Annotated in this window: 25 protein-coding genes; 15 read left to right on the top strand and 10 right to left on the bottom strand. The window is 31.2% G+C overall.

Annotation, left to right across the window (positions count from 1 at the left end; genetic code table 11):
• Positions 1 to 69: 69 nt before the first annotated feature.
• From V7Q02_RS08420 to V7Q02_RS08365, 12 genes are all read left to right on the top strand, one after another.
• The gene (locus V7Q02_RS08420) at positions 70 to 744 is read left to right on the top strand and encodes a response regulator transcription factor (RefSeq protein ID WP_333860565.1); all 675 of its coding nucleotides are present in this window, start codon (positions 70 to 72) and stop codon (positions 742 to 744) included.
• Positions 741 to 1,763 carry a sensor histidine kinase gene (locus V7Q02_RS08415; RefSeq protein ID WP_333860564.1) on the top strand — a complete coding sequence of 341 codons (1,023 nt, stop codon included), beginning with the start codon at positions 741 to 743 and terminating at the stop codon, positions 1,761 to 1,763. Before V7Q02_RS08420 ends, V7Q02_RS08415 begins: the two co-directional genes overlap by 4 nt.
• Before the next feature lie 92 nt (positions 1,764 to 1,855).
• On the top strand, positions 1,856 to 2,644 hold the full coding sequence (locus V7Q02_RS08410) for an ABC transporter ATP-binding protein (protein ID WP_333860563.1): 789 nt from the start codon (positions 1,856 to 1,858) through the stop codon (positions 2,642 to 2,644).
• Positions 2,644 to 4,554: an FtsX-like permease family protein gene (locus V7Q02_RS08405; RefSeq protein ID WP_333860562.1), complete on the top strand. Its 1,911-nt coding sequence runs from the start codon at positions 2,644 to 2,646 to the stop codon at positions 4,552 to 4,554. Before V7Q02_RS08410 ends, V7Q02_RS08405 begins: the two co-directional genes overlap by 1 nt.
• Positions 4,555 to 4,656: 102 nt before the next feature.
• A complete protein-coding gene (locus V7Q02_RS08400; protein WP_333860561.1) occupies positions 4,657 to 5,448 on the top strand; it encodes an amidohydrolase family protein in 792 nt (263 codons plus the stop codon).
• A gap of 216 nt (positions 5,449 to 5,664) precedes the next feature.
• Positions 5,665 to 5,820, top strand: a complete 156-nt coding sequence (locus V7Q02_RS08395) for a Spo0E family sporulation regulatory protein-aspartic acid phosphatase (protein ID WP_333860560.1) — start codon at positions 5,665 to 5,667, stop codon at positions 5,818 to 5,820.
• Between the two features lie 640 nt (positions 5,821 to 6,460).
• On the top strand, positions 6,461 to 8,026 hold the full coding sequence (gene anfD, locus V7Q02_RS08390; protein ID WP_333860559.1) for a nitrogenase iron-iron protein, alpha chain: 1,566 nt from the start codon (positions 6,461 to 6,463) through the stop codon (positions 8,024 to 8,026).
• Between the two features lie 14 nt (positions 8,027 to 8,040).
• On the top strand, positions 8,041 to 8,388 hold the full coding sequence (gene anfG, locus V7Q02_RS08385; protein ID WP_333860558.1) for a Fe-only nitrogenase subunit delta: 348 nt from the start codon (positions 8,041 to 8,043) through the stop codon (positions 8,386 to 8,388).
• Between the two features lie 15 nt (positions 8,389 to 8,403).
• Entirely contained in the window at positions 8,404 to 9,792 is a 1,389-nt protein-coding gene (gene anfK, locus V7Q02_RS08380; protein ID WP_333860557.1) for a Fe-only nitrogenase subunit beta, read from the top strand.
• A gap of 123 nt (positions 9,793 to 9,915) precedes the next feature.
• Complete coding sequence (locus tag V7Q02_RS08375; RefSeq protein WP_333860556.1) at positions 9,916 to 10,638, top strand: type 1 glutamine amidotransferase; 723 nt, start codon at positions 9,916 to 9,918, stop codon at positions 10,636 to 10,638.
• A 4-nt stretch (positions 10,639 to 10,642) separates the two neighbouring features.
• Complete coding sequence (locus tag V7Q02_RS08370; protein WP_333860555.1) at positions 10,643 to 11,164, top strand: pyridoxamine 5'-phosphate oxidase family protein; 522 nt, start codon at positions 10,643 to 10,645, stop codon at positions 11,162 to 11,164.
• Positions 11,165 to 11,311: 147 nt separating this feature from the next.
• Positions 11,312 to 11,599: a GNAT family N-acetyltransferase gene (locus V7Q02_RS08365; protein WP_333860554.1), complete on the top strand. Its 288-nt coding sequence runs from the start codon at positions 11,312 to 11,314 to the stop codon at positions 11,597 to 11,599.
• Between the two features lie 23 nt (positions 11,600 to 11,622).
• On the opposite strand, the gene V7Q02_RS08360 is transcribed toward V7Q02_RS08365, so the two are convergent.
• A complete protein-coding gene (locus V7Q02_RS08360) occupies positions 11,623 to 12,564 on the bottom strand; it encodes a 3'-5' exoribonuclease YhaM family protein (protein WP_333860553.1) in 942 nt (313 codons plus the stop codon).
• Positions 12,565 to 12,724: 160 nt separating this feature from the next.
• Between V7Q02_RS08360 and V7Q02_RS08355 the strand changes: the two genes are divergently transcribed.
• Together V7Q02_RS08355 and V7Q02_RS08350 are read left to right on the top strand one after the other, a co-directional pair.
• Complete coding sequence (locus tag V7Q02_RS08355; protein WP_333860552.1) at positions 12,725 to 13,537, top strand: hypothetical protein; 813 nt, start codon at positions 12,725 to 12,727, stop codon at positions 13,535 to 13,537.
• Between the two features lie 16 nt (positions 13,538 to 13,553).
• A complete protein-coding gene (locus V7Q02_RS08350) occupies positions 13,554 to 14,507 on the top strand; it encodes a site-2 protease family protein (RefSeq protein WP_333860551.1) in 954 nt (317 codons plus the stop codon).
• 11 nt (positions 14,508 to 14,518) lie between these two features.
• Here the strand turns inward: V7Q02_RS08350 and V7Q02_RS08345 are convergent, their stop codons facing one another.
• From V7Q02_RS08345 to V7Q02_RS08325, 5 genes are all read right to left on the bottom strand, one after another.
• Positions 14,519 to 15,127, bottom strand: a complete 609-nt coding sequence (locus tag V7Q02_RS08345; RefSeq protein WP_333860550.1) for an ABC-2 transporter permease — start codon at positions 15,125 to 15,127, stop codon at positions 14,519 to 14,521.
• Positions 15,127 to 15,972 carry an ABC transporter ATP-binding protein gene (locus V7Q02_RS08340; protein WP_333860549.1) on the bottom strand — a complete coding sequence of 282 codons (846 nt, stop codon included), beginning with the start codon at positions 15,970 to 15,972 and terminating at the stop codon, positions 15,127 to 15,129. Before V7Q02_RS08340 ends, V7Q02_RS08345 begins: the two co-directional genes overlap by 1 nt.
• Before the next feature lie 3 nt (positions 15,973 to 15,975).
• The gene (locus tag V7Q02_RS08335) at positions 15,976 to 16,350 is read right to left on the bottom strand and encodes a GntR family transcriptional regulator (RefSeq protein WP_333860587.1); all 375 of its coding nucleotides are present in this window, start codon (positions 16,348 to 16,350) and stop codon (positions 15,976 to 15,978) included.
• 165 nt (positions 16,351 to 16,515) lie between these two features.
• The gene (locus tag V7Q02_RS08330) at positions 16,516 to 17,709 is read right to left on the bottom strand and encodes an MFS transporter (RefSeq protein WP_333860548.1); all 1,194 of its coding nucleotides are present in this window, start codon (positions 17,707 to 17,709) and stop codon (positions 16,516 to 16,518) included.
• Positions 17,710 to 17,721: 12 nt separating this feature from the next.
• Positions 17,722 to 18,153 carry a MarR family winged helix-turn-helix transcriptional regulator gene (locus V7Q02_RS08325; protein WP_333860547.1) on the bottom strand — a complete coding sequence of 144 codons (432 nt, stop codon included), beginning with the start codon at positions 18,151 to 18,153 and terminating at the stop codon, positions 17,722 to 17,724.
• Positions 18,154 to 18,467: 314 nt separating this feature from the next.
• Between V7Q02_RS08325 and wsfD the strand changes: the two genes are divergently transcribed.
• Entirely contained in the window at positions 18,468 to 19,952 is a 1,485-nt protein-coding gene (gene wsfD, locus V7Q02_RS08320; RefSeq protein WP_333860546.1) for a glycan biosynthesis hexose transferase WsfD, read from the top strand.
• A gap of 52 nt (positions 19,953 to 20,004) precedes the next feature.
• Here wsfD and V7Q02_RS15935 read toward each other — a convergent pair whose 3' ends face one another.
• From V7Q02_RS15935 to V7Q02_RS08300, 4 genes are read right to left on the bottom strand one after another with little or no spacing between them, the layout of a single operon-like run.
• Positions 20,005 to 20,178 carry a hypothetical protein gene (locus V7Q02_RS15935; protein ID WP_442882160.1) on the bottom strand — a complete coding sequence of 58 codons (174 nt, stop codon included), beginning with the start codon at positions 20,176 to 20,178 and terminating at the stop codon, positions 20,005 to 20,007.
• 60 nt (positions 20,179 to 20,238) lie between these two features.
• Positions 20,239 to 21,729, bottom strand: a complete 1,491-nt coding sequence (gene rpiA / locus V7Q02_RS08310) for a ribose-5-phosphate isomerase RpiA (protein WP_333860545.1) — start codon at positions 21,727 to 21,729, stop codon at positions 20,239 to 20,241.
• 3 nt (positions 21,730 to 21,732) lie between these two features.
• Complete coding sequence (locus tag V7Q02_RS08305) at positions 21,733 to 22,980, bottom strand: LOG family protein (protein ID WP_279146071.1); 1,248 nt, start codon at positions 22,978 to 22,980, stop codon at positions 21,733 to 21,735.
• On the bottom strand, positions 22,980 to 24,875 hold the full coding sequence (locus V7Q02_RS08300) for a hypothetical protein (protein WP_279146073.1): 1,896 nt from the start codon (positions 24,873 to 24,875) through the stop codon (positions 22,980 to 22,982). Before V7Q02_RS08300 ends, V7Q02_RS08305 begins: the two co-directional genes overlap by 1 nt.
• Positions 24,876 to 25,268 lie beyond the last annotated feature (393 nt).

The raw sequence follows: 25,268 nt of genomic DNA, 5'->3' as shown, positions 1-25,268 counted from the left end.
GCAGACTGTGGTAAAATCAAAGTATAAGGTGGCATATAATTCTATTAATTTAGGAGGGTAAATTAATATATGTATAAAATAATGGTAATTGAAGACGATAAGTCACTTTTGGATAACATTACAGAAATGTTGGTTAAATGGGGATTCCATGCCCATGGAGTAATAAATTATTCAAATATTCTTACTGAATTCATTAAAAATAAGCCTCATTTAGTTTTAATGGATATTAATCTACCTTATTTTGATGGCTTTCATTGGTGTAATAAAATAAGGGAAATATCAAAGTGCCCCATTATATTTCTTTCTTCAAGAGATAGCAATATGGATATTATTATGGCTGTAAACATGGGGGCAGACGATTATATAACCAAACCTTTTTCCATGGATGTTTTGATTGCCAAAATAAGTGCACTTATAAGAAGATCCTATTCCTATGGAGAAGAAGATTATGAATTATTAGAGCATAATGGAGTGATATTAAATTTAACATATAAAATGTTGTCCTATGGTGAAAGAGAAATTGAACTTACAAAAAATGAATTTAAGATAATGTTACTTTTAATGAAAAATAATGGAAAAACCATATCTAGAGAGAGAATAATGAGAACACTTTGGGATGATGATAATTTTATAAGTGACAACACCCTTACAGTAAATATTAATAGACTTCGTGCAAGACTAAAAGATATAGGACTTTATGATTTTATAAAAACAAAAAAAGGACGTGGGTATGAAATATCATGAGTATAGTGACTTATATAAAAAACTCTCTTTTTAAAATAATATATTTTCTCTGCATTTTTACTGTAGTAAATCTAATATTATACAGCAGTAAGTCTTTTGGCGAATCGTTTTATGATATAGTTTACATGGATTTTTTGATTATAGCTATATCATTATTTTTTATATTTGTTGATTATAAAAAGTGGAAATATAATTATGAGGAAATATATGAATCTGTAATTAAAGGGGAGGAAATAACCTTAAATGTGGAGGAAAATTATATATTTGAAACCTGGCTTATAAAGGAAATTTTAAAAATTAAAGATAAGGAGAGAAATGAAGAGAGTCAGGGAATAAGGGATAAATTAGATGAAGTTAATGATTACATAACAAAATGGATTCATGAAGTAAAAACACCTTTATCTGTATGTGAACTTATATTAGACAAGATGGAGGAAACAGATATATCCGAGCAATTGAGACTTGAAATAGACAGAATAAAATTTCTTGTAAATCAGGTACTTTACATAAGTAGAACTTCAAATTTTTCAGAGGATTTCCAACCCTGTGAAGTCAATATAGGAAAAATTGTTAAAAATGTAGTAAAGGAAAATATGTCACTTTTTATAAGAAAAAAAATAAATTTAAATTTCAAAGATATAAATTTTAATGTAATAACGGATAGAAAATGGATTTCCTATATCATAGATCAAATTATAAACAACAGCTGTAAATATGTGTATGAAGGCGGAAAAATAGATATATGGGGAGAGGAAAATGAGAAGGAGGTAATACTTCATATTAAAGATAATGGAATTGGCATAGAAGAAAAGGACATAAGGAGAATATTTGACAAGGGTTTTACTGGAGACAACGGGAGAAAATTTGGAAAATCTACGGGAATGGGGTTGTATCTCTCAAAAAAAATAATAGACAACTTAAATCATCAATTAAAGGTTGAATCAGAAGTGGGAAATGGAGCGGAATTTATTATATGTTTTTATAAACTATCCGATTATTTTAACGTGACAAAAATGTAATGTTAAAAGGGAAAATGTAATTTAAATTCAATGGAAGACTGTAAAGTCAAGGAGTAAAATAACACTGAGCTTTTAAAAAGGAGGATTTTTAAATGAGTATAGTTATAGAGACGAAAAATTTAAAGAAAATTTATGGTTCAAAATCCATGTCTTTTACTGCTTTAAGTGGAATTGACTTACAGGTGGAAAAAGGAGAATTTCTTGGCATAATGGGGCCTTCCGGGGCAGGAAAGACTACTTTGCTTAATATTATTTCTACCATTGACGGTGCTACTAGTGGAGATTACTATTTTGAGGGAAAGGATATGTCAAAGGTTAAAGGCAAGGCTTTGGCAAGCTTTAGGAAAAATAAGATAGGTTTCATATTTCAAGATTTTAATCTTTTAGATAATATGTCGGTTCAGGATAATATAGCTCTTCCCCTTGCACTTTCAAAGGCGGAATATAGTGAAATAATAAGAAAAGTAAATGAAATATCAGATTTTTTAGGACTTAAAGAACACTTAAATAAATATCCCTATCAACTATCCGGGGGACAAAAGCAGAGAGTGGCAGCGGCAAGAGCCCTTATGACAATGCCTTCTGTAGTATTTGCAGATGAACCTACAGGTGCTCTTGATTCAAAATCTGCGGCAGAACTTCTAAGATGTCTTACAGATATGAATAAAAAATATAAAACAACCATAATAATGGTAACACATGATGCCTTTGCTGCCAGCTACTGTAGAAGAATAATGTTTATAAAGGATGGAAAAATTCATGCAACACTAGATAAGAATAGGGACAGAAAGGAATTCTTTCATAGGATTATGGATATGGTTTCTTCTATGAGTACTGGCTTGGATTATTATGTAGGAAATGACAAAGAGGGGGATTATTAATGAATTCTCTTGGTATTGCTTTTGGCAATTTTAAAAGGAACATAAAAGTTTATGGGCTTTATATAATGTCTATGATATTTTCTGTACTGGTATATTATAATTTCGTTGCCTTAAAATATAATCCTGATTTTGAAAGAGCAAAGGAATTTACACAATATATTAAAGGAACTTCTACGGTAGTAGCATACCTTCTTCTTTTATTCATCATATTTTTTGTGTGGTTCTCCAGTTCATTTTTTTTGAACCAACGAAAAAGGGAAATAGGCATTTATGCTTTTATGGGAGTTACAAATTCTGAAATTGCCCTTATATATTCCATAGAATTTATTTTTATGGGGGTTACAGCAATTATAGTAGGATTACTCCTTGGAATTATGTTTTGTAAATTATTTCTTATGATGCTGGCCAAAGTTGCCATAATGAATATGAAAATAAGGTTTTTCATATCCTACAAGGCAATAGTGGAAACAATTATTACTTTTTTTATAATCTTTCTTATAAATTCAATATTGGGTTATATAAATATAGTAAGAACCAGGCTTATTGATCTTTTAAATGCATCTAAAAGAGAGGAAGTTTATCCTAAAGTAAGTTATATAAAAGGCATATTATCTTTAATATTTATAGGTATAGGGTATTATTTTGCCAGAAAGGCAGGATGGGGAAATGGAGCAATCTTTATAAAAAATCTGCCTTTAGCTATTGTATTTGTGGTGATAGGAACTTATTGGCTATTTGGAGCAGCCTGTTCTGTAGTAATGAAATTTATGATAAACAAAAAAAAGATACTTTATAGGGGAGTAAATATAGTGAGTATGTCAAATATTGCTTTCAGGATAAAAAACAATTATAGAACCCTGGCGGCAGTGGCTATTTTAGTGGCTATAACACTGACTTCCTATGGCACTGTGTCATCTCTTAAATATTTTGTTAGCATAAGAGATTACATACAGGCTCCCTATGAAATTTCCTATATTTCAAAGGACAACAGCAAAATAAAATCCAAGGTGCATGATAAATTAAAAGAAAGCAATAAAAATTTAATACTCGAGGAGAATGTAAAGTTTCTTGTTTTAAAACCCCATATAGAAAATAAAACTGAATTTAAAATGGAGGATTCAGATACAGCGGTGGTGAAATATTCTGATTTTATCAGAGTGAGCAGGGATTTAAAGGCAAGAAATTTAAAGGAAATAGAAAAAGAAAAACTTTTGAAAGGGGAAGCTTTTTATATTCAGACGCCTACAGTAGTAATGAGCCTTATAAATCTTGAAAAGGTAAAGGCATATATAGATGGCAAAAGCTATTTTATAAAGAAAACATATAAAACTCCCTTGTTTGGCAATGGCATACCAACAGAATGTCTTATATTAAATGATGAGGATTATAATCTTCTTAAAAATAAGAATGAAGAATATGATTTTTCAGGATTAAAAATAAATAAGGCAGATGATATAAAAAAGACAGCTGGAAAATTAAGAGCTATTGATGAAATAAAAGACACACTTTATGTTACTTCTGGCAAGGATGCTTCAAGTTACAGTACCTTTGGGATAATTTATTTTCTTGGTGCCTTTTTGGCTCTTGTATTTATAATAGCCACAGGAAGTATAATATATTTCAAACTTGTAAGTGAAGCTTATATAGATAAGGGAAAATACAGCATTTTAAAGAGAATTGGAATGACTGATAGAGAAATATATAGTGCTTCTGCAAGACAGATAGGTATTTCATATTTATTTCCCCTTATAGTAGGAATAGTTCACAGTTCTGTGGCCATGTCTGTGTTAAGTGATCTTATGAATTACAATATAATAATGCCTGCAATCTTAAGTATAGTAATATTTATTTTTGTATATGGTATTTATTTTATTGTAACTACTAAAAAGTATTTAAAGATAGTATTATAAAGTTGAGGAATATTTAAGTGAAAAAATGTATAGTGTCACTTAAAGGGAAGGAATATTGTCTATAAATGTAGAAGTCATAATAAAAGGAGTGATATATAATACATGATAATAGACATACACGTACATTGCTTTCCAGATGAAGTGGCTCAAAGGTCAATAGCAGCACGTTCACAAAAATTTAGTATTGTACCTGTAACTGATGGAACTACAACACAATTAAAAAATTCAATGAAAAAAGCAGGGGTGGATATAAGTATAATGCAGCCTATAGCATTGAAGCCTGAACAAACTATGAAAATGAACAGGTGGTCATTAAATGCAAAAGGGGATGGAATTGAAAGCTTTGGTACAATACATCCAGATTTCCCTGATTGGAGAGAAGAGATAAAGTGGTTAGTGGATAATGGATTTAAAGGAGTAAAATTTCATGCAGATTGTCAGGGATATTATGTAGATGATCCCCATATGCTGAATATATATGAAAGAATACTTGATGCAGGACTGATTATATTATTTCATTCAGGCGTAGATCATGCCTTTACCAAGCCGTTCAAGTGCACTCCCTCAAGGATAAGAAAAGTTATGGATTCACTTCCAGGTGGAAACATTATTGCGGCTCACATGGGTGGGTATAGATATTGGGATGAAGTAGAAAAATACTTATTAGGAAGAGATGTTTATTTTGATACTGCATATTCCATACATGAGTTGGGAGTGGAAAGAGCAGAAAAACTTATTAAATATCATGGGGTCGAGAAAGTTCTCTTTGGTACAGATTGTCCATGGAGAAATCAAGCTGAGGATATAAGACTTATTAAATCTATGAATTTATCTAAAAAAGATATAAAAGCTATATTAGGGGAAAATGCCAGAAAAATTTTAAACTTTGTATAACCCTTTCCATTTATTAATTAAAGTGCCAAAGATCTATTTGGTGCTTTTATTATATATAGTTTTATGATATTAAATATAACTTTATATTAATTGGCGGAGTATAATTAATAAATTTATAAATTAACAAAAGTTATATTGAAATTAACAAAGATTAATTATATTATGATAATAAATATTAGTTTGAATTAATAATTAGTCTTTATAAGGAGAATGTTTATGAGAGATAATTTGTGTTATAAAGAAAATTTAAACAAAAAAATTGAGATAACTAGAGAATTACTCCATAAAAAAATAGAAAAGGGGGCTAGTAAAGGAGAAATACAGCGTATAAGTGAGATTTTGGACAAACTTATAGTTGATTACTTTAAATAAATCAGAGGATATGTTTTATTTAAACTCATTTAAGAACTGTACGTATAATTTTTATTAGATTTAACTTATAAAGTATAATCCTATGTTTTAAATCGATATTAAAACGGAAGATATATTAACGATTTCGTGATTTTAAGAAGATTTTTTTGATAAATTATCAAAAACTCTATTGTATTTTAATAAAAGTTATGATATAGTTTAATACAAGTTATTATTCAAGATAATGTTAATTTACATTCAACAGAAATTAATTACTGTGAAAATCATCTCATAAAGCATTACAGCACACTTTTAATAGTCTTGTAAAATAAAACTAGATTTAATTCCGCTTTTTATTGCAAACTCAATTCTATAGCAGCTTGTTAATAAGAATAATTATAAAACTAGCACAAATAAGTATATCCCTTCAGTTTTAAAAACCAAGAGATACACTCGTAAATAAGTCAAGATCCATCAAATCTTAACCATGTACATTTTATCATTTAAAAAGATTGTTTGTCAATCTAAAATTTATACTTTCTGGAATTTGTAATAGTGTGTACTAAATATTATACTTTGTAATATTTTGGTTTTAGCAGATAAATGCACACTATGGAAGGATTAATAAAAATAATTTTTTTAAAATAAGGAGGAAATAATTATGCCATATCATGAATTTAAATGCAGCCAGTGTATTCCTGAGAGAAAAAAACATGCTGTTGTAAAAGGTCCCGGTGAGAACTTAACAGATGCCCTACCACTAGGGTATCTAAACACAATTCCTGGAACAATATCGGAACGGGGTTGTGCATACTGCGGAGCAAAACACGTTATCGGTACACCTATGAAGGATGCTATTCATATGAGCCATGGACCTATAGGATGTACTTATGACACATGGCAAACCAAGCGTTATATTAGCGATAATGATAACTTCCAACTTAAATATACCTACGCCACTGATATGAAGGAAAAACATGTTGTGTTTGGTGCTGAAAAATTACTAAAACAAAATATTATTGAAGCTTTTAAGGCATTCCCAAACATGAAACGAATGAGTATTTACCAAACCTGTGCTTCAGCTCTCATTGGAGATGATATAAATGCTGTAGTTCAAAAGGTTATGAAAGAAATGCCTGGTGTAGATATTTTTGTTTGCAACTCTCCAGGGTTTGGGGGGCCCAGCCAATCCGGCGGGCATCACAAAATCAATATTGCTTGGATTGATCAAAAAGTAGGAACCCTTGAACCGGAAATTAAAAGTGACTATGTCATTAATTATGTAGGGGAATATAACATTCAAGGTGATCAAGAAGTAATGATGGATTATTTTAAGAGAATGGGTATTCAGGTTCTTTGTACTTTTACCGGTAATGGATCTTACGATGACCTGAGAAGTATGCATAGAGCACACCTAAATGTACTTGAGTGTGCACGTTCTGCAGAATACATCTGCAACGAGCTTAGAAAAAGATACGGGATTCCCCGTCTTGATATCGACGGATATGGTTTTAAAGCATTGTCTGCATCACTTAGAAAAGTTGGTTTATTCTTTGGTATTGAAGATAGGGCTCAGGCTATTATAGATGAAGAAATTGCTAGATGGAAACCGGAACTTGACTGGTACAAAGAACGACTTGCAGGAAAAAAGGTATGTCTCTGGCCCGGAGGATCAAAACTTTGGCATTGGGCTCATGCCATTCATGAAGAAATGGGAGTAGAGGTAGTGTCTGTGTATTCAAAATTCGGCCATCAGGGAGATTTTGAAAAAGGTATTGCCAGGTGTGAAGAAGGTGCACTGGCCATAGATGATCCAAATGAACTTGAAGGACTAGAAGCCATGGAAACATTGAAACCTGATGTTATTTTTACCGGTAAACGTCCGGGAGAAGTTGCCAAAAAAATTCGGGTACCGTATTTAAATGCACATGGATATCACAACGGTCCTTATAAAGGATATGAAGGGTGGGTCAGGTTTGCACGTGATATATATAATGCTATTTATTCCCCTATCCACCAGCTAGCCTACCTAGATATCAGCAAGGATGAAATACCTACAGATGCAGGATTTGTAACACAAAGATTAATTTCTGATGTAAATTTAAGCCAAGAGATAACTTCTTCGGATTATCTGAGAGAATACACAGGTAAATACGATAATATTTCAGAATTGTCTAAAAAGACGTACCCAAGTTTTCCATCTAAAAAACAACTGTCGGCATTATAATGGAGGTAAAATTTATGGAAGTAATGAAAGATAGAATTGAACAGCTTGTTGATTATATTATGAAGAACTGTCTGTGGCAATTTCACTCCCGTACATGGGACAGGGAAAGACAAAATAAGGAAATACTCAAAAAAACTATGCAGATATTGTGCGATGAATCTTTAGATCTTGATACTTCTTATGACAGATGCTACTGGGTAGATGCTGTATGTCTAGCGGATGACTTCAAAAACAATTATGCTTGGCTGGCTGACATGGATAAAGCAGAAATTAAGATATTAATGCAGGGACTCAAGGATCGCATGGATTTTTTAACTATTACAGGTTCTCTCAATAAAGAACTTACAGCCCCACTTTATTAGAAAGGAATGATTTTTATGTCTTGTGAAGTGAAAGCAAAAGAGCGTGCAGGGGTTATAAATCCCATATTTACATGCCAACCCTGTGGTGCACAGTATGCTAGCATAGGGATAAAAGATTGTATTGGAATAGTACATGGCGGACAGGGTTGCGTTATGTTCGTACGTTTGCTATTCTCTCAGCACTTCAAGGAAAGTTTCGAACTTGCCTCTTCTTCTCTACACGAGGATGCTGCGGTATTTGGTGCCTTAAAACGTGTAGAAGAGGCAGTAGATGTGCTTTTGATGAGATATCCCCATGTAAAAGTTGTACCAATTATTACAACCTGTTCCACGGAAATAATAGGTGATGATATTGATGGTGTTGTCAATAAACTTAACAAAGGACTTTTGAAGAAAAAATTTGCCGATAGGGAGGTATATCTTATTCCAATTCATACACCAAGTTTTACTGGAAGTATGGTGAGTGGGTACGATATTGCGGTAAAAGATTTCGTAAAATACTTTGCTAAAAAAGGTGAGACTAAGGGAAAAATTAACTTGATTACCGGCTGGGTGAATCCTGGAGATGTGACATCACTGAAGCATCTTTTGTCGGAAATGCAGGTGGATGCCACTGTTCTTTTCGAAATTGAAAGTTTTGATTCCCCTCTCATGCCAGATGGAAATGCAGTTTCTCATGGCAATACAACAATTGAAGATTTGACTGGAACAGCTAATGCCATTGGAACTATTGCGCTTAACAGGTATGAAGGTGGTCAAGCTGCTCAATACCTGGAAAAGGAATTTGGTGTTCCGGCTATTATTGGTCCTACACCTATTGGTATACGTAATACGGATACTTTTCTAAAAAATTTGAGCAAAATCACAGGAAAGCCAATTCCTAAATCTCTGGTTCATGAGCGTGGAGTTGCCATTGATGCAATTACAGATGTTACACATATGTTTTTAGCGGATAAAAAAGTAGCTATTTATGGTGGCGCCGATCTTGTAATAGGCCTTGCCCAGTTCTGTTTAGATATGGAAATGAAACCCAAACTGCTGCTTTTGGGAGATGACAACAAGTCTTATGTAAAAGACCCGCGTATCAAGGAATTGCAGCAAAATGTAGATTACGATATGGAAATTATAACCAATGCGGATTTATGGGAACTGGAGGATCGTATAAAAAATAAGGGACTTGAACTTGATCTCATTCTTGGACATTCTAAAGGTCGTTTTGTATCCATTGACAATAATATTCCTATGCTGAGGGTAGGTTTCCCAACTTATGACCGTGCGGGACTTTATCGTTATCCAGTAATGGGATATACAGGTGCCATATGGCTTGCTGAAGCCATGGCAAATACATTGTTTACTGATATGGAATACAAAAAAAATAAGGAATGGGTGTTGAATGTATGGTAAAATTAGGTCAGGTATATTTATAATTAATTTAATATTATATGATTTATCTTAAATTTTATTAGATTTTGCCAAATCCAGCTTATTGTTGGGTTCTGGCAGAATCATTAAGAAAGGGTATAAATAATGATTAATATAAGAATACACTATTTGCAGCATGTGCCTTTTGAAGGCCCTGCAGGTATAGTAAAATGGGCACGAAAAAAGGGGCACAAGCTTACAGGAACGCATTTATATAATTATGAGGTACTTCCACATATAGATGAGTTTGATTTTCTAGTGGTTATGGGAGGGTCTATGAACATTTATGAAGAAGGGGATTATCCTTGGCTTAAATATGAGAAACAGTTTATTAAAGATGCTATTAAAAATAATAAAATTGTGGTTGGTATATGTCTTGGGGCACAGCTTATAGCTGATGTTTTAGGGGGAAAAGTTACTAAAAATTCAGAGCGCGAAATAGGATGGCTTTCGGTTACTTTTAATTCAATGGCTTCAAAATATGACTTTTTTAAAGATTTTCCTAAAGAGTTTTATGTTTTTCAGTGGCATGGTGATACTTTCAGTACACTACCAGAAGGTGCTGAGTGCATTGCCAGCAGTAAAACATGTAGTAATGAAGCATTTGTCTATAAAAAAAATGTAATAGGCCTTCAATTTCACATGGAAAGTACTGAGGATAGTATTTCACTGCTCATAGACAACTGTTTGGATGAGATAAAAGAAGGTGGCAGCTTCGTGCAATCAGAACATGAGATTAAATCCAAAATGAATTTTTTAAATAATGTCAATATGTTGATGGAGAAGCTATTAGATGAACTTGAAGCTTATTATGTAGAAAGGAACTAATAATATGGAGAGGATAAGTTATACATCCAGAATATGCAGTGATGAGAAAAAAATCAACAATTTTTTAATTCAAAAGAGAGTGGGAGTATTAGGTATGTGCGATAAGGAGGGAATGCCTTACTCCATACCTGTAAATTATATATATGAAGATGGAAAAGTATATATTCACGGTATGGGAAGTGGGAAAAAAAATAGTATACTTAAAGAAAAATCTTCAGTTTGTTTCACTATTTTTGAAGAGTTTGGAACAGTTAAAGATTCCGTTCCTTGTAAATGTGATACATCTTATTTTAGTGTGGTTATCTTTGGAAAAGCAGTTCTAGTAGAAAATTTAGAAGAAAAGGCCAAAATACTTACATTAATTGCAGATAAATTTGTCCCAGGGTTTTTTAAAAATGCACTTTCTAAAGAATTTATAGCTAAGTATCATTCCTCTCGTGATAATAATACTACAGCTGTCTATTGTATTTTTCCAGAGGATATTACAGCTAAAGAAAATCCCGTTGATATGGGGAATATGGTGTAATTTGATTAATAGAAAGGAATTAAAAAAGACAGTATGAAATATTTTTTATCACATAAATTGTAGGGAGTAATTTTATCGTTTAATTGAAATAATATAATTATTATTATAAAATTATAATAATAAATTCATACAGGAGGTTTTATTGTAATGGAGATAAGAAAAGGAAAAAATAAATTTTATATAGGATATGAAGAAAAAGAACCTTTGGCTGAAATAGTGGTAGATGATTTTAATAAAAATCCAGTAACAATTGAACATACCTATGTGTCAGAAAAATTAAAGGGTCAGGGTGCAGGCAAGAGATTAGTTAAGAGTGTTGTTGATTTTGCCAAGGAAGAAAATAAAAAGGTTATACCAGCATGTGAATTTTCAAAGAAGGAATTTTCAAAGAACGAGGAATGTAGGGATGTATTGGATGATTCTGCAAATATTTAGGTATAAGCACTACTAAGATTGGATTAGTAGTGCTTATATATTTGTATATTTCCCAAGAAAAATTTATTTTCACTAAATTCTCCTTCTCCCAAATTGGAAAGAGTATCTTGAAATTGATATATGATAGCATCCATTTCATCTAGTTTGTTTAATAGTTGAGCTTCCAGAATCATTGGTCTTCTAGGAGAACCGTTTTCTTCTGAGCCATGATGAGAAATTAAAATATGTTTCAAAACCATTTCATCTTCTGCAGGAATATTTAATTCCCTGGCTGCATCATGGAGCATAATTACTCCCTGTACTATGTGTCCAACTAACTTGCCTTCTTTGGAATAATCTTCTACTACACCGTTTTCGTTGGAATCTAATTCATTTAACTTTCCTATGTCATGCAGTATGATCCCTGATATAAGAAGTTCTGTATTTATATCATATTTATATATGTCTGAAAGGGCAATTCCGCTTTTATACATTCTGTATATATGATATAAAAGTCCTCCTTGTATAGCATGATGAACTGTTTTTGCAGCAGGATAGTAGAGAAGTTTGTCTCTATTATCTTCTAGGAGTTTTTTAACTATTTTTTTGAAGTTCTCGTTTTTAAAATTGGATACTTTCATTAAAAGTTCATTATATATATCAGAAGGCTTTACAGGAGAAGTTTTTATAAAGTCCTCTATATTTATATTGTCATCTTTGGTAATTGTTCTGCACTGCAATACTGTGAGCTGGAGAGTACCTTTATAAGTTTTGGGAAGGGTTCTTATTTTAATAATGCTTCCTGATGAAACATGGGGAAGATCTGTAATACTTTTATTCCACAGGACTCCTTTTATTGAATCTCTCCCATCAGTAAAAGTAAATTTGATGTAGGGGGAATTGTTAGAGGTTACTCCTTCAGCCATGTCAGCTACCATAAGAAAAATATCATTAGGTTTATTGTGAATCAATTCTTTAATTTTCATTTAATAATACCTTCTTTCGTTTGATTTTGCGTCACTAAATATTATAATAATATAAAGGAATTCTAAGAATAAAAGTACCATAGATATAGTTAATATTATACCCTAAGTTCAAATTTGTTGTAAATGAATAACATAAAGTCAGGAAGGATATGTATATAAAATGATGTTTGTAATTCAGTTATTAATTAAAACTTCTGTAGAAACCATATATCTCATAGGAATGATAACTTTAATCGGGTTACTTCTTGGAGTATTAAGAAATAATTCCATGAGAAATTTTCAGAGAAGCTTTGGAAGCAGGGCATTAATGGTGACAGGGGTTATAGGAGTACCTATACATGAATTAAGCCATGCTGTTTTTGCCTTATTATTCAGGCACAAGATCAGTAGAATAAAATTGCTTCAAAAACCAGATTCTCAGGGAGTTATGGGATATGTGCAGCATAGTTATAATAAGGGAAGTATTTATCAACAGATAGGAAATTTTTTTATAGGCGTGGCCCCTATATTTGGAGGGATTGCTTCCATTATTGTGTTGATGAAGATTATAATACCTGATGCCTATGAAAAGTTTACCAGTATATTGATAAAAGGATTAAATATTACAGTAATTAATGGAAGTACCATGGATATAATGGTAAATTCTTATGGGGAATTAATAAAAATTATATTTTCAGCAAAAAACTTTCAAAGTATATACTTTTACATATTCTTGTTTGTAGCTGTATGCATATCATCTCATATGTCATTAAGTATGGCAGATATAAAAGGGGCTTCCAGAGGCCTTATAGCCATATTTATCATATTACTATTGCTTAACTTTTTTAATTTATCCAAATATTTAGCTTCTTTTAACTTTATAAAGTATAATATTATAGTAACAGGTTTTTTGCTTATTGCTGTAATACTCTCTGTAATAACATACCTGATAAGTTTGATTTCAATTGCCCTGAAGAGAACTTCTCTAATATAAAGAGCGAGGAGGAAATATGGACAAATATAACGGTAAAACTGAAAATGCTAATTTTTATGTGAGTAAGGATAATGACATAGAAGAGTATATTGTAGATGGTGGTATAGAAAAGTATATAGTTGAAGAAAATATGGAAACTAAAAAAGAAAATTTACCTGATGTGGTAAAGAATAAGAAGAGAAAGAAAGATAAAAAAGGTTTTTGGGGTATAATTGGAATTATTATTGCAGTACTTATAAAACTTAAATCTATAGTAATACTTATTTTTACTAAGCTAAAGTTTTTATTAATATTTTTTAAATTAGGTAAATTTGCTTCAACTTTAATATCTATGTTATTAATGATTCTGGTTTATGCTAAAATCTATGGATGGGCCTTTGGTCTGGGGTTTGTGCTTTTGTTATTTGTTCACGAAATGGGACATTACTTAAGTGCCAAAGCTGTCAGACTTGATGTGACACTTCCTCTTTTTATTCCATTTGTGGGAGCCTTAATAAGTATGAAAGAAGAACCTAAAGATGCTGTAACAGAAGCTAAAGTTGCAATAGGTGGTCCTTTAATTGGAAGTCTGGGAGCATTAATTTGTTTCATATTGTATTTTTCACTTAAAGAAAATTTTTTAATGGCACTAGCTTATACGGGTTTTATGCTGAATTTATTCAATCTTATACCTTTGCATCCTCTTGACGGCGGCAGAATTGTGTCTGCGATATCTCCTAAATTATGGATTGCAGGAATACCTATTGCAGCAATTGCATTGTTTAAGTTTTTTAATCCTATTATTTTATTATTGCTTGTACTTGGAATTCTTCAAGTTATTAACCAATATAAAAATCCTGATAAAACTTATTATGAAGTGAAGCCGGCTACAAGGTGGATATTCGCATTTATGTATTTTGGATTGATTTTATTTCTTGGAATGGGAATAGCATATATCCATGGTATCCATGAATATATGCTGGTTAAGTAGAAGAACTGTATTTACAGTTCTTTCTTTTTATATATATTTAAAGATATTAAAATGGAAATTATGAAAATTACAATTGATATTAGTGGCAAGATAAGAGAAGGCTTATTAAATATTTGTTTATAGGGAACATCTATATTAAGCTTTAAAAAAAGTACTACAATGATCCAAGGTGCAAAAAATACCATCAGTACTATTAGTCTGCTCTTTTCTACTCCGTATTTAAATAATATGGGCAGAATAATGGATATATATAAAATTCCCACGGTAGAAAGTATAGTGGATTCAAATAGCATTTTTTCAATTTCAGTTGAACCCATGAGCAAATTAAGTACTATATTAAGAAGAAAAGCTGCTGCGAAAAAAAATATACTTATAATATATTTACTTAGCACCATATCATCTCTGGAAAGAGGCATGGATAAAGCATATTTATCCCAATTGGCCTTTTCATCATAGGACATAAATGTTGTAGGAAGGATGGCACACATTACTATAATCATTGCTCCCATAGAATTACTTTTAGTTGATACAGACATAAAACCATAAAAAATTAAAAATATAGCCCAAACTTTCCACTGTTGTTTTAAATTCATAAAATCTTTTAATATTAATCCTTTCATTATAAGGCCTCCCTTGTATAATACAGCATTATATCTTCGATATTTGGCGGATCTATGGTATATTTCCCATGAATTTTATCTCTTAATACTAGTACCTCTACTCCAAAATTATTTTTACGGTATCCTTTCACTGCCGATTTATCCATAGCTTCAAATTGTGAAGGGGAACATTTTAATATACCATAACTTTCTATTAACTCATCTTTAATGTGACTGAATATAATTTTACCCTTATGGAGAAAGGTAATGTAGTCACAGATTTTTTCTAGATCACTTATAATATGGGATGATATGAGAATAGAATGTTCTGCATTCTGTATAAATTCTAGAAATACATCTAGAATTTCATCTCTTACTATAGGATCAAGTCCACTAGTGGCTTCATCAAGTATAAGGAGTTTTGAGTCATGGGATAGGGCAACTGCAATTGAAAGCTTCATTTTCATACCTCGTGAATACTCTTTTATAATTTTGTTGTAGGGTAGATCAAAATGTTTTATATAAAACTGAAAGGTATCCTCTTTCCAGGTTTTATAGATATTTTTCATAATAATATTAATATTTTGGGGACTTAAATTTTCAGGAAAACAACTCTCATCCATAACAACACCTATATGGTCTTTTACTAGTTTAATATCTTTTTTGTTATCATGTCCTAAAATACTGATTGTACCACTGTCACTATTAATCAAATCAAGAATCAACTTAATCAGGGTGCTTTTTCCTGCTCCATTTTCCCCGATGAGTCCCATGATAAAGCCGGCAGGTAGGTTTAAGGTTATATTATCTAGTTTAAATCCATCATATTTTTTTGATACTCCTTTAATTTCTAAAGCATAATCCATTTTTTAATCTCCTTTATATATTAGTGTCATTATTTCAATCAATTCCTTTAAACTGACTCCACAGATATTTGCAGATTCAACTATTTGATGCATAAGATTTTCAATGTTTCTAAGTTGTTCTTCTCTTATAAATTCAGTATTTTTATTGGCCACAAAACTTCCTTTACCTGTGATAGATACAATAAATCCTTCACGTTCCAGTTCTTCATATGCCCGTTTTGTAGTTATTACACTGATGCGCAGCTCTTTTGCCAAAAGCCTCATAGAGGGAAGAGGTTCTCCTCCTTTTAATTTATCTGATATAATCATGTTTTTAATTTGAGATACTATTTGTTGGTATATAGGCTGTCCGCTTGAGTTACTTATAATAATATGTATATTCAATTTTATGCTCCTTAACAATATTGTATATATATAATATATACAATATTCACAAAGGTGTCAAGGACAAAATATTGGATTAATCAGGCAATTAAAGAAGGAAGTACATGACTTGTTTCTCGTAAATTAGTTAGGGAAAAGGAAAAAAGGGGCTTTGAAAAATCAAAGCTGCCATTTTTGTTCTTTAGTATTATTTTTAAATATTTTGTACAAGTATATAACTAAAAGCAGTAATATAAATATGGTAGAAAATCTATACATAAAAGCGTAAGTGCTGTGTTCTGCAACAAAACTTAAAAGAATAGCTCCAAGGGTGTAGGATAGATCCATGGAAGATAAAAAAGTTCCATTTGCAGCTCCCTTTCGATTATGTGGAGAGCGGTTTACTGTCCATGCTTGTAGAGAGGGCTGAACAGCACCGTATCCAAGTCCATAAAATAAGGAGGATATTATAAGTAGTAATGTGGAATTTGCATAGGATAGTATTACTAGTCCTATTATCATGGAAATTGATCCTGGAATTATGATAATAACATGTCCTCTTTTATCAAATACTCTTCCTACAAAGGGCCTTGTAATTAAGATCATTGCAACAAATCCTATAAAATAAACCCAAATGGAAGATATATTACTCTCTTTACCGTATAACATTATATAACTCATAATGCCACATAGTGTTATTACCAGAAGAAAACAGAGTAAAGATGGTAGGGCAGCTCTTTTTTCAAAGGAATCTGCTGGTGAAAAAATTTTCTTTGAGTTAGAGGTTGAAGCAATTTTCTTAGGTGTTTTAACTTGAAAAAGAAATAATATTCCCACAATTACTAAAGCTATTGATATAAAAGCAATATTTTTAAAACTGTATAAGTTCATTAAAATTATTGCAACCATAGGGGACAAAGCCATGGATATTATCATAGAGAGAGAATAGTATCCCATACCTTCACCACGTTTTTCTTTAGGTATAATGTCGGAAAATATAGCGGCAGCACCGGTAGAGGCAAGTCCCCAGCCTATGCCTTGAATAATACGGACAATTATTATGGCATCCACAGGAAGCCATATATAAGACAGTGTAGTCAGGTTAAGGATTATTCCCCCTATTAAAAGCAAAGGTTTTATTTCAAGCTTATCCATTATGCCCCCGGAAATTAGTCTAATAAGCAGTGAAGTTATTGAGAAAGTGCTTACTACAAGACTTGCTTCAAAGTTGCTTCCACCACAGAGTTTTGTATATGCAGGCAGAGTTGGTACAAGCATGTAAAATCCTAAATATATAAATAGATTTGAAAATAGCATTACTATGTAACTTTTAGTCCATAGTTTTTTAGGTATTGGTTGAATTTCTTCTTCCAAGATGATTCCCCCTTAAGTGTAATTGATATTTTTGTTAATCTGCAATAGAACTTTGCGGTATATTTTTAATTCATCATAAGATATATCACAAAGTATATCTTTAAATATCTCCTCTAAAAAGGGAGTAACTCTCTTACATATGTTTACACCATCTTGTGTTATATGTATTGCAAAAGAGCGCCTGTCTTCTTTAGAGCAATGTCTTTCAATAAAATTTTTTCTTTCCAGTATATCAAGTATTCTGGTTAATGTGGACTGATCTTTATCTGAAATTTCTGCTAAAAGTTTTTGGCTTATTTTATTTTGTTTGGATAAGTTCATTAATACCAGCCATTGTTCAGTGGTCAGATGGAATTTTTTTAGTTGTTTATTCAAATAGTGTACTAATTTTTTGGAAGTTTTGTTAGTCAACATTCCAATATCTTCATCATAAGATTTGAACATATTATTTTTCACCTCCTTAAAATAAATTTGTCATATCAATAGTTTGTACAACAACTAATTATAAACACATTTATATGCATTTTTCAATAGGTAGTATATAAAAGTAGATAATACTAAGCCAGAAATGTTTGAAAAAGTTATTCCAAATATTTTTCATGCATAAAATAAGCTATTTCATGCTTTTTGTATTGTAATATTATTCTTATTAAGAATATAATGGTATTATAAGAGATTAACTACACCTTTAATTTAGAGAGATCACGTGATAAAAAGGAGAAGATTAAATATAAATGTTTATAAAAATATACAATGTAATGAAAAGGTATTTAATAGAAATAATAATATTGATACCTGTAATTATCATATTGATAAATACTCTTTTTATTTATCCCATTATAGGAAAATGTGATAATGGAGATTTTGAGAGATTGTTTTTATATGGGGGACTCTCAAATTTATGTAATAATTATAGTGAAATTTACGATGGATTTGTACATATACATTATTTGATATCATCACCAAATATTTTTTTAATATTCCTGTTATTTTATAAAAATTGGGTATCTGGAAGCATATTGCTAAAAGTAGCTGTAGTTATTTCATTACTTGTAAATAATTTTAGCAGCAATATATTTGATATAAGATACTTGGCATTTGTATATTCAGCAATATTTACGTTATCCATATTTCTTATACTTAGTTTCAAAAGATTTTCTATTTTATTAAAATTATTAGCGGGTATTTATATAATTTTAATTTTTACAGACACATCTTATATATCTTATTTTAACTCCTTTTTTGGAGAGGCAGGTACAATTGTTTTCTTTTTTTTAAGTATTGGAACGTATTTGATGTTAATAACTAAAAATAATCCTGAAATAAGATACTTTGTATACTTTTTTGCAGCATCTGCAGTTTTTTTGACATCTAAGGCGCAGGAGATTCCTTTATTTGTTTTTATGATTATAGTGTACATAGGATTATTTATTTATTATAGAGATAAGAAATGCAGAAAGTGTATTATGATATCTTCACTAGTTGTATTTATCCTTTGTGGTATCTCTTATATTTCATTGACAGATAGAATGAATCAGAACAATATGTATCAGGCAGTTTTTTCAGGCATTTTAAGAGGCTCTGAAAATCCAGAAAAAGATTTAGAGGAACTTGGATTGAATAAAAAATTTATAGTTTTTTACGGAAAATCTTTTTATAACAAAAATTCTAATGGGGATCCACTAGGAAAAGATATGATGGAACAATTCTATCCTAATATATCACCTATAAAGATTTTGTGTTTTTATTTAAAACACCCAGATAGAATGTGGCAAAAAATTCAGGATTCTGCAATGAATGCTTATAGTTTTTACATACCAGGTAAATGGAACTTTGCTAAAGGAGAATACTCTACCAATAAAAATATAAACACATTTAGGACAAAACTTATAAGTAGATATCCAAAGTTACATCATAATATTTATATTTTTATTTTATTTTCAACTGTATATATATGTGTAGTAATGATTTATCTTATAAAGAGAAAAGATAAGACTACAAGGCTTATTCTGTTAATGCTAATATTTATTTTAGCAGCAGGGTCATCACAATTTATTCTACCAGTTATAGGGTCTGGACATGGGGATTTTGGAAAGCATTTATTTCTATTGAACTTATGTTATGATACTATGTTTGGTATTTCTTTATTATGGTGTTTAAGTATTATAGTAAAATTATTATCCTATGGAATTACTATGTGTACTGGTAGTCAGAAGATAAAAAAGTTTAAGAAAAATTGCTGAACTAAACAGTTCTGGATTTTGTCATGTACAATAGTAGTGTAAGAGCTTATCCCTAAATTATTTTAATCTTTCTGAAAGCGATAAAAGCACAGGCAAGCTTAATAAGCCCCAAATAGGCTGCATCTGTTTTCTCAAATCGAACAAGCAATTTTCTAAAACGATTCATCTTAGGGATAAGCTCTAAGAATACGTTAATAAGGTTCAGATGGAGAATAGTATTTTTCATGGACAAACTCCACCTGAGCCTAAGAATCACTTGATAAAGTATTCAAAATAATTATGTGTATTATCTTTCTTTAGACAAATAATTTTCAAATGTAGATATCTTCAATGAAATACCTGTAACTTCTTCATCGTATGTGAAATCAGGTATGGAGATACCTATACTTAACATATCAATTCCTGGATTCGCATTACAAACTGCAGCTCTGTTATCAATTCTATCATCTATTATTGCTACAGGTGTACCATAGTCTTTGCGTATTTCTTCTTGCTTTAAGGCCTTGCTTTCAGCATCACTTATCTTATCATGTTGAGGATTACCTATAAGCAGAACTGGATTGGATATTCCACCTCTTATTAGTACTTCTCTTGATGGAGTAAACTGTAGAGGATCCCATCTACCTGAAATAAATAAGGCAACTGCCCCCTTTTGCTCTATTTCTTTTACAAAATCCACAATACCGGCAACTAAGGTATCTTCAATTAGCCATTCTGTGGTCCAATAGGTTGTATGAAAAACAGAATAAACATTTGTTTCATCACCTGTGGCATCCTTATAGCCAAGCCATTTAAGATGTGGATATTTCTCCGAAAGTTTATTTCTACACAAGAAATTAGTCCACGCCTCACGAGTATAGCCTGGAAGCAAATCAAAATTTGTTTCTGGATTTAAGAATTCAGATATATTATACTTGCTTCCTGCTGCCTTTAAGGCTTTTATTGTTCTGTTGGCTGGATCAAAAGCTGTTAAATCAAGATCAATCTCAACTACAGGCTTTTCACCCTTTTTAATAACTTGATCAATTTTATCGAATAGCTTATTTATTGTGTTTTTTTGTACATCTTCTTCAATTACTTTGTTTAACTTGTGTTTTTTATTAAAATAGACTATTTTATCTCCTTGTGCCATAATTACTTCAGTAGCAAGGTTAATGAACAAACCATTTTCAACGAGGCCAACAATATTTGTAAGAACTTCGTTAAGTTCCTCTGGATTATTTATTTCATTAAATTTACAATCTAGAATATAGTTCCCCTCATCAGTTATAAATGGACTTTTGTCTGGATTTAAGCGTAAAATTGGTGTTCCTTTGTATTTTTTTATATGCTGGGCAACTTTAGGCCAAGAAAAAGGTATAACTTCTACTGGAAGAGGAAAACTTTCACCTAACTTTTTAACATATTTTCTTGAATCTACAATAATAATTTCTCTTTTTGTTGCAGAAGCAATAATTTTTTCATGTAATAGGTCCCCTCCACCGCCTTTTATGAGTGTTAATGTAGAATCAAATTCATCTGCTCCATCAACTGTTATATCAATTTTTAAAGGTACATTGGCATCTACCACAGGAATTCCTTCTTGTTTGCATAACTTAGAAGTTACATTAGAGGTTGGAACAGCTATAATATTAAGGCCATTTCTCACTTGCTCTCCTAGATACTTTATAAAATAAGCCGTTGTGGTACCACTACCTACTCCAACTACCATTCCATCTCCGATGAGTTTAGATGCTTCCTTTGCTGCTAATGCTTTTTCTTTTTCAAAATCAACCATTTCTTATATCCTCCCTAATTCAAGTTCATTCCTTTTATAAAGTTCTTCCACAAAACTTCTGGTCTTCGAAAATGCCTCTTGTGCCGTGTCAACAACCTCTGCAATATAAGCATCATCTGGAAGGTTATCATCCACTCCAGGAATTTTTATTCTGTCTCCATAACTATTAACTGTCCCATATTCTCTCATATGCTCCACTAATTTGAATAGAGGTTCCCAATATTCCCTGTGAACAAATATTGCTTTGACTCTGTGTCTTCTAAGATGCATGGTTTGAATTTTAGATAGAGTCTCTGCAACTTCCCATAAAGTGCCATAACCACCTGGCCAAAAGAGAATTACATGAGAGTAATTTAACATCATACCTTCTCTTATTGAAAAATTATTCATTCTTAGCCTCATGTTAGAGTAGATAGTATAACTATCTTTTAAATTAAAGAAATTATCAATGCCAAATTGACAATCTATACCAATTACTTGTGCATTCTGACTTCTTCCTCCCTCAGCTACAGCTCTCATTATGCCAGGGCCTCCTCCTGTGCAAAGTGGAACATAACAACCACCAAGAGATTTTTCCTGATCTGTTGCGGCATATTTTCCCCATAACATACCAAATTCTTTTGCGGAATTCCAGTACTTACTAGAGTTTCTTCTTATATCTTTTTGTCTTTTTATTCTTCTACGGATTCTATCAACATTCGAAGATAATGACTTTTTTGTCAGGGAATCTGATTCGGCTTCTACATTGTTGTTTAAACTTGAAAGATGTTGATTTAATACATCAATATGTCCATCTAATCTCTCATTCGAGTTTATACTTGCAGAACCCATTACACTTACAAAACCATATTTTGCCTCATAATCAAATAGTAATCCTGCTGCATATATGTCGGTAACACTTTCTTCATTTGTGAGATCTCTATCATCTGGGACACAATTAGCCTTTGTACCTTCAATCAAAAAGGAAGCCATGCAAGTAAAATCAGTATAATTGTCACATTTCATACAAAAACCATCTTGATTAAGGTCATAAGCTGAAATATTTCCATTATTATTTATGTTGCTTAATATAAGGCTGTAATTATTTAAGGCAGATGGATTTGAAACGTCAAACATAATTGACTCATTAAAGAGAATTTTCACTTTATTTTGATCTGACATATTAATTCTCCAACCATTACCGGATTCACTCCAGATGTTAGTTTTGGGATCGAAAGATATAGTTCCTTGGATTTTTATACTGTTAATCATTATATGTTCACCCCTTGATTTTGAAAGATTTTTTGTAAACCCGAAACGTCATTTTTAGAAAGCATCCCGCCTATTGTTTCATATATTTGAACTTGCTCCTCAGAAAGTGGAACTTTTTTATCTATTAGTGAAATATAAAAATTAATACTTCTTATAGCTCTACCTAAAACATTGTTTGGACCTTCGTAAGATATTTCCTTAACTCTTTTTAGACAAGGGTCTTTTAATAATATAGCAGCATTTTTTATATCTTGATTTAAAAGTACATTATATAAGTCTATTCTTATTTTATCTTCATCTTCATGAATAGTTTTCTCATAATAGATTCTATCGAGCTTGGCAAGGAAAAGAGCCGATTTTCCTAAAACGGAATTTTCTATTTCATTTCTCTTTTCTAGAGTGCTTAAGATTGCTTTTGGGTCAAAAGCTCCCATTAAATGTGTTTGCTTATCCATATAATGAAGGCTAGTACCTATTCCAAGTCCATCAACTCCAGTAATCACACATTTTTCAATATCCTCTACTGTAAGTCCTGCTGAAAAGTATGTTTGTAAACCATTCTCATGTGCAGTATGCACTAATTCTACAAATTCTCTGTGAGTCATTTGATTTATTACAGGAATACTTGGTACATGAATCGAATCTGCACCATCCCAGGTTATTCTGTCAAATCCTCCTGCAACAGCTATTTTTATACCTAGTTTTGCAATTTCAAAAGGTTTTGTTATTTCAGTATTAGAATATACATCATCAAATATTGGGGTATTTATATTAAATGCAGCTGCTAAGGTTTGCTTTGTTGAATCTCTCATAACATTGCCAACAACACTTTTCATAAACTCAATGGCATCTGACACTTGCATTCTTTCAATAGCTACCTTACAGTCACATACACCATTTTGAAACATTGTATTACATGCACTAGCCGTCATATGAACTGACTTAAGTTTGTCCATATCAAAATTTTCTTTGGTAACGTAACCTTTAGCTTGTATGTCCGGATAGCCATTTTCAAATACCGGTCTTCCTATAAAAGCAGTAACAGGAGCATCATCTGATATATGCAACCGAACCTTTACAGCATTAATTGCTGCAGGAAGTCTGTAAGCCTCTACTTTATTTTTATCCGTAACCATATCTCTATCTATATGTTCCACATGAACAGCTACACCATCCATTAATTTTTTATCCATAGCTGTTATTCTTATGTGATCATCCCCTGGATCAGTGCTGAATATAAGAGTTTGATGCCACTTTCTAAATCCCGAGGTTCCAAGACCAGTATATCCATAGTCCAAGGTATAACCTTTTTTTAGTAAAGAGTATGAAAACCATATTGAACTTGTCTCATCTGCAGTAAAGTTTCTTCCTTGATTTCTAACTTCTTTGCAAACATTCATTGCAGAAGTCATGAATTTCTTATCTATTACAATATCATCAAAATATTCTTTCAAATCGGGTGATTCCTCTATAAAGGTATCTGTACTTTCAATATATACATTTTCTCTATCTGCTTTTAAAAGGATATTAGTGCTGCTGTAATTACTTTCTTTTAAATATGATTTCTTTAAATCTGAAAAATCCAAATATGAATTTAAAAGTAAGTTTCCATTTCCACCTTGAGAATTAAATACTTCAATTAAGTTAGTTAAATAATTTAAAAAGGTTAATTTAGGATATAGAACAATTAATTCTTTAAGCTGATTTATAGATTCACTATATAGTTCTTCTGTTGTAAAATATTCTATGAGTTTTGTAGGCTCTCTCTTTTGAAATTCGGAACCACTGGTCTCCATAATACCAATTATTCTAAAAAAATCCAGTAACTCTTCGAAAATTTGGCGTTGGAAAGCTGATGAAGTTAATTTTCTAGTTATTATGTTATTCTGATCCATAATATGTTCTCCTTTCTGAAATTAGATCATTTTTACAGTCTATAACTAAGAGTATTTTATAGTATATACCACAAGTTAGAAAATATGATAATATTTATAGACACAGTAAAATTAATAATTTCAATAATGAACCTATTTAATTTTGTCAAAGATAGAATTATTGAAATTACTAGTGATGTTAATTAATAGATGCAAAACACTTATTTATAGGTATATTTACGACTGTAAAAATTATAAAAAATAGACAAATTCCACTTTTTATTCACATAAAATTTAATATTCTACAAATTGTAGTAAAATCCTTCTAAAATATTCTATTATATTAATTTTTTATATGAATATCTATGATATTACATGATATAGGATACTATTTTTGTATCACTGATAAATTTA

Source organism: Clostridium sp. (assembly GCF_036781005.1).
In the GTDB taxonomy this organism is placed as follows: domain Bacteria; phylum Bacillota; class Clostridia; order Clostridiales; family Clostridiaceae; genus Clostridium_B.
The sequence above is the reverse complement of the archived record's forward strand: the minus strand, read 5'-3'. Positions and strand labels throughout refer to the sequence as shown.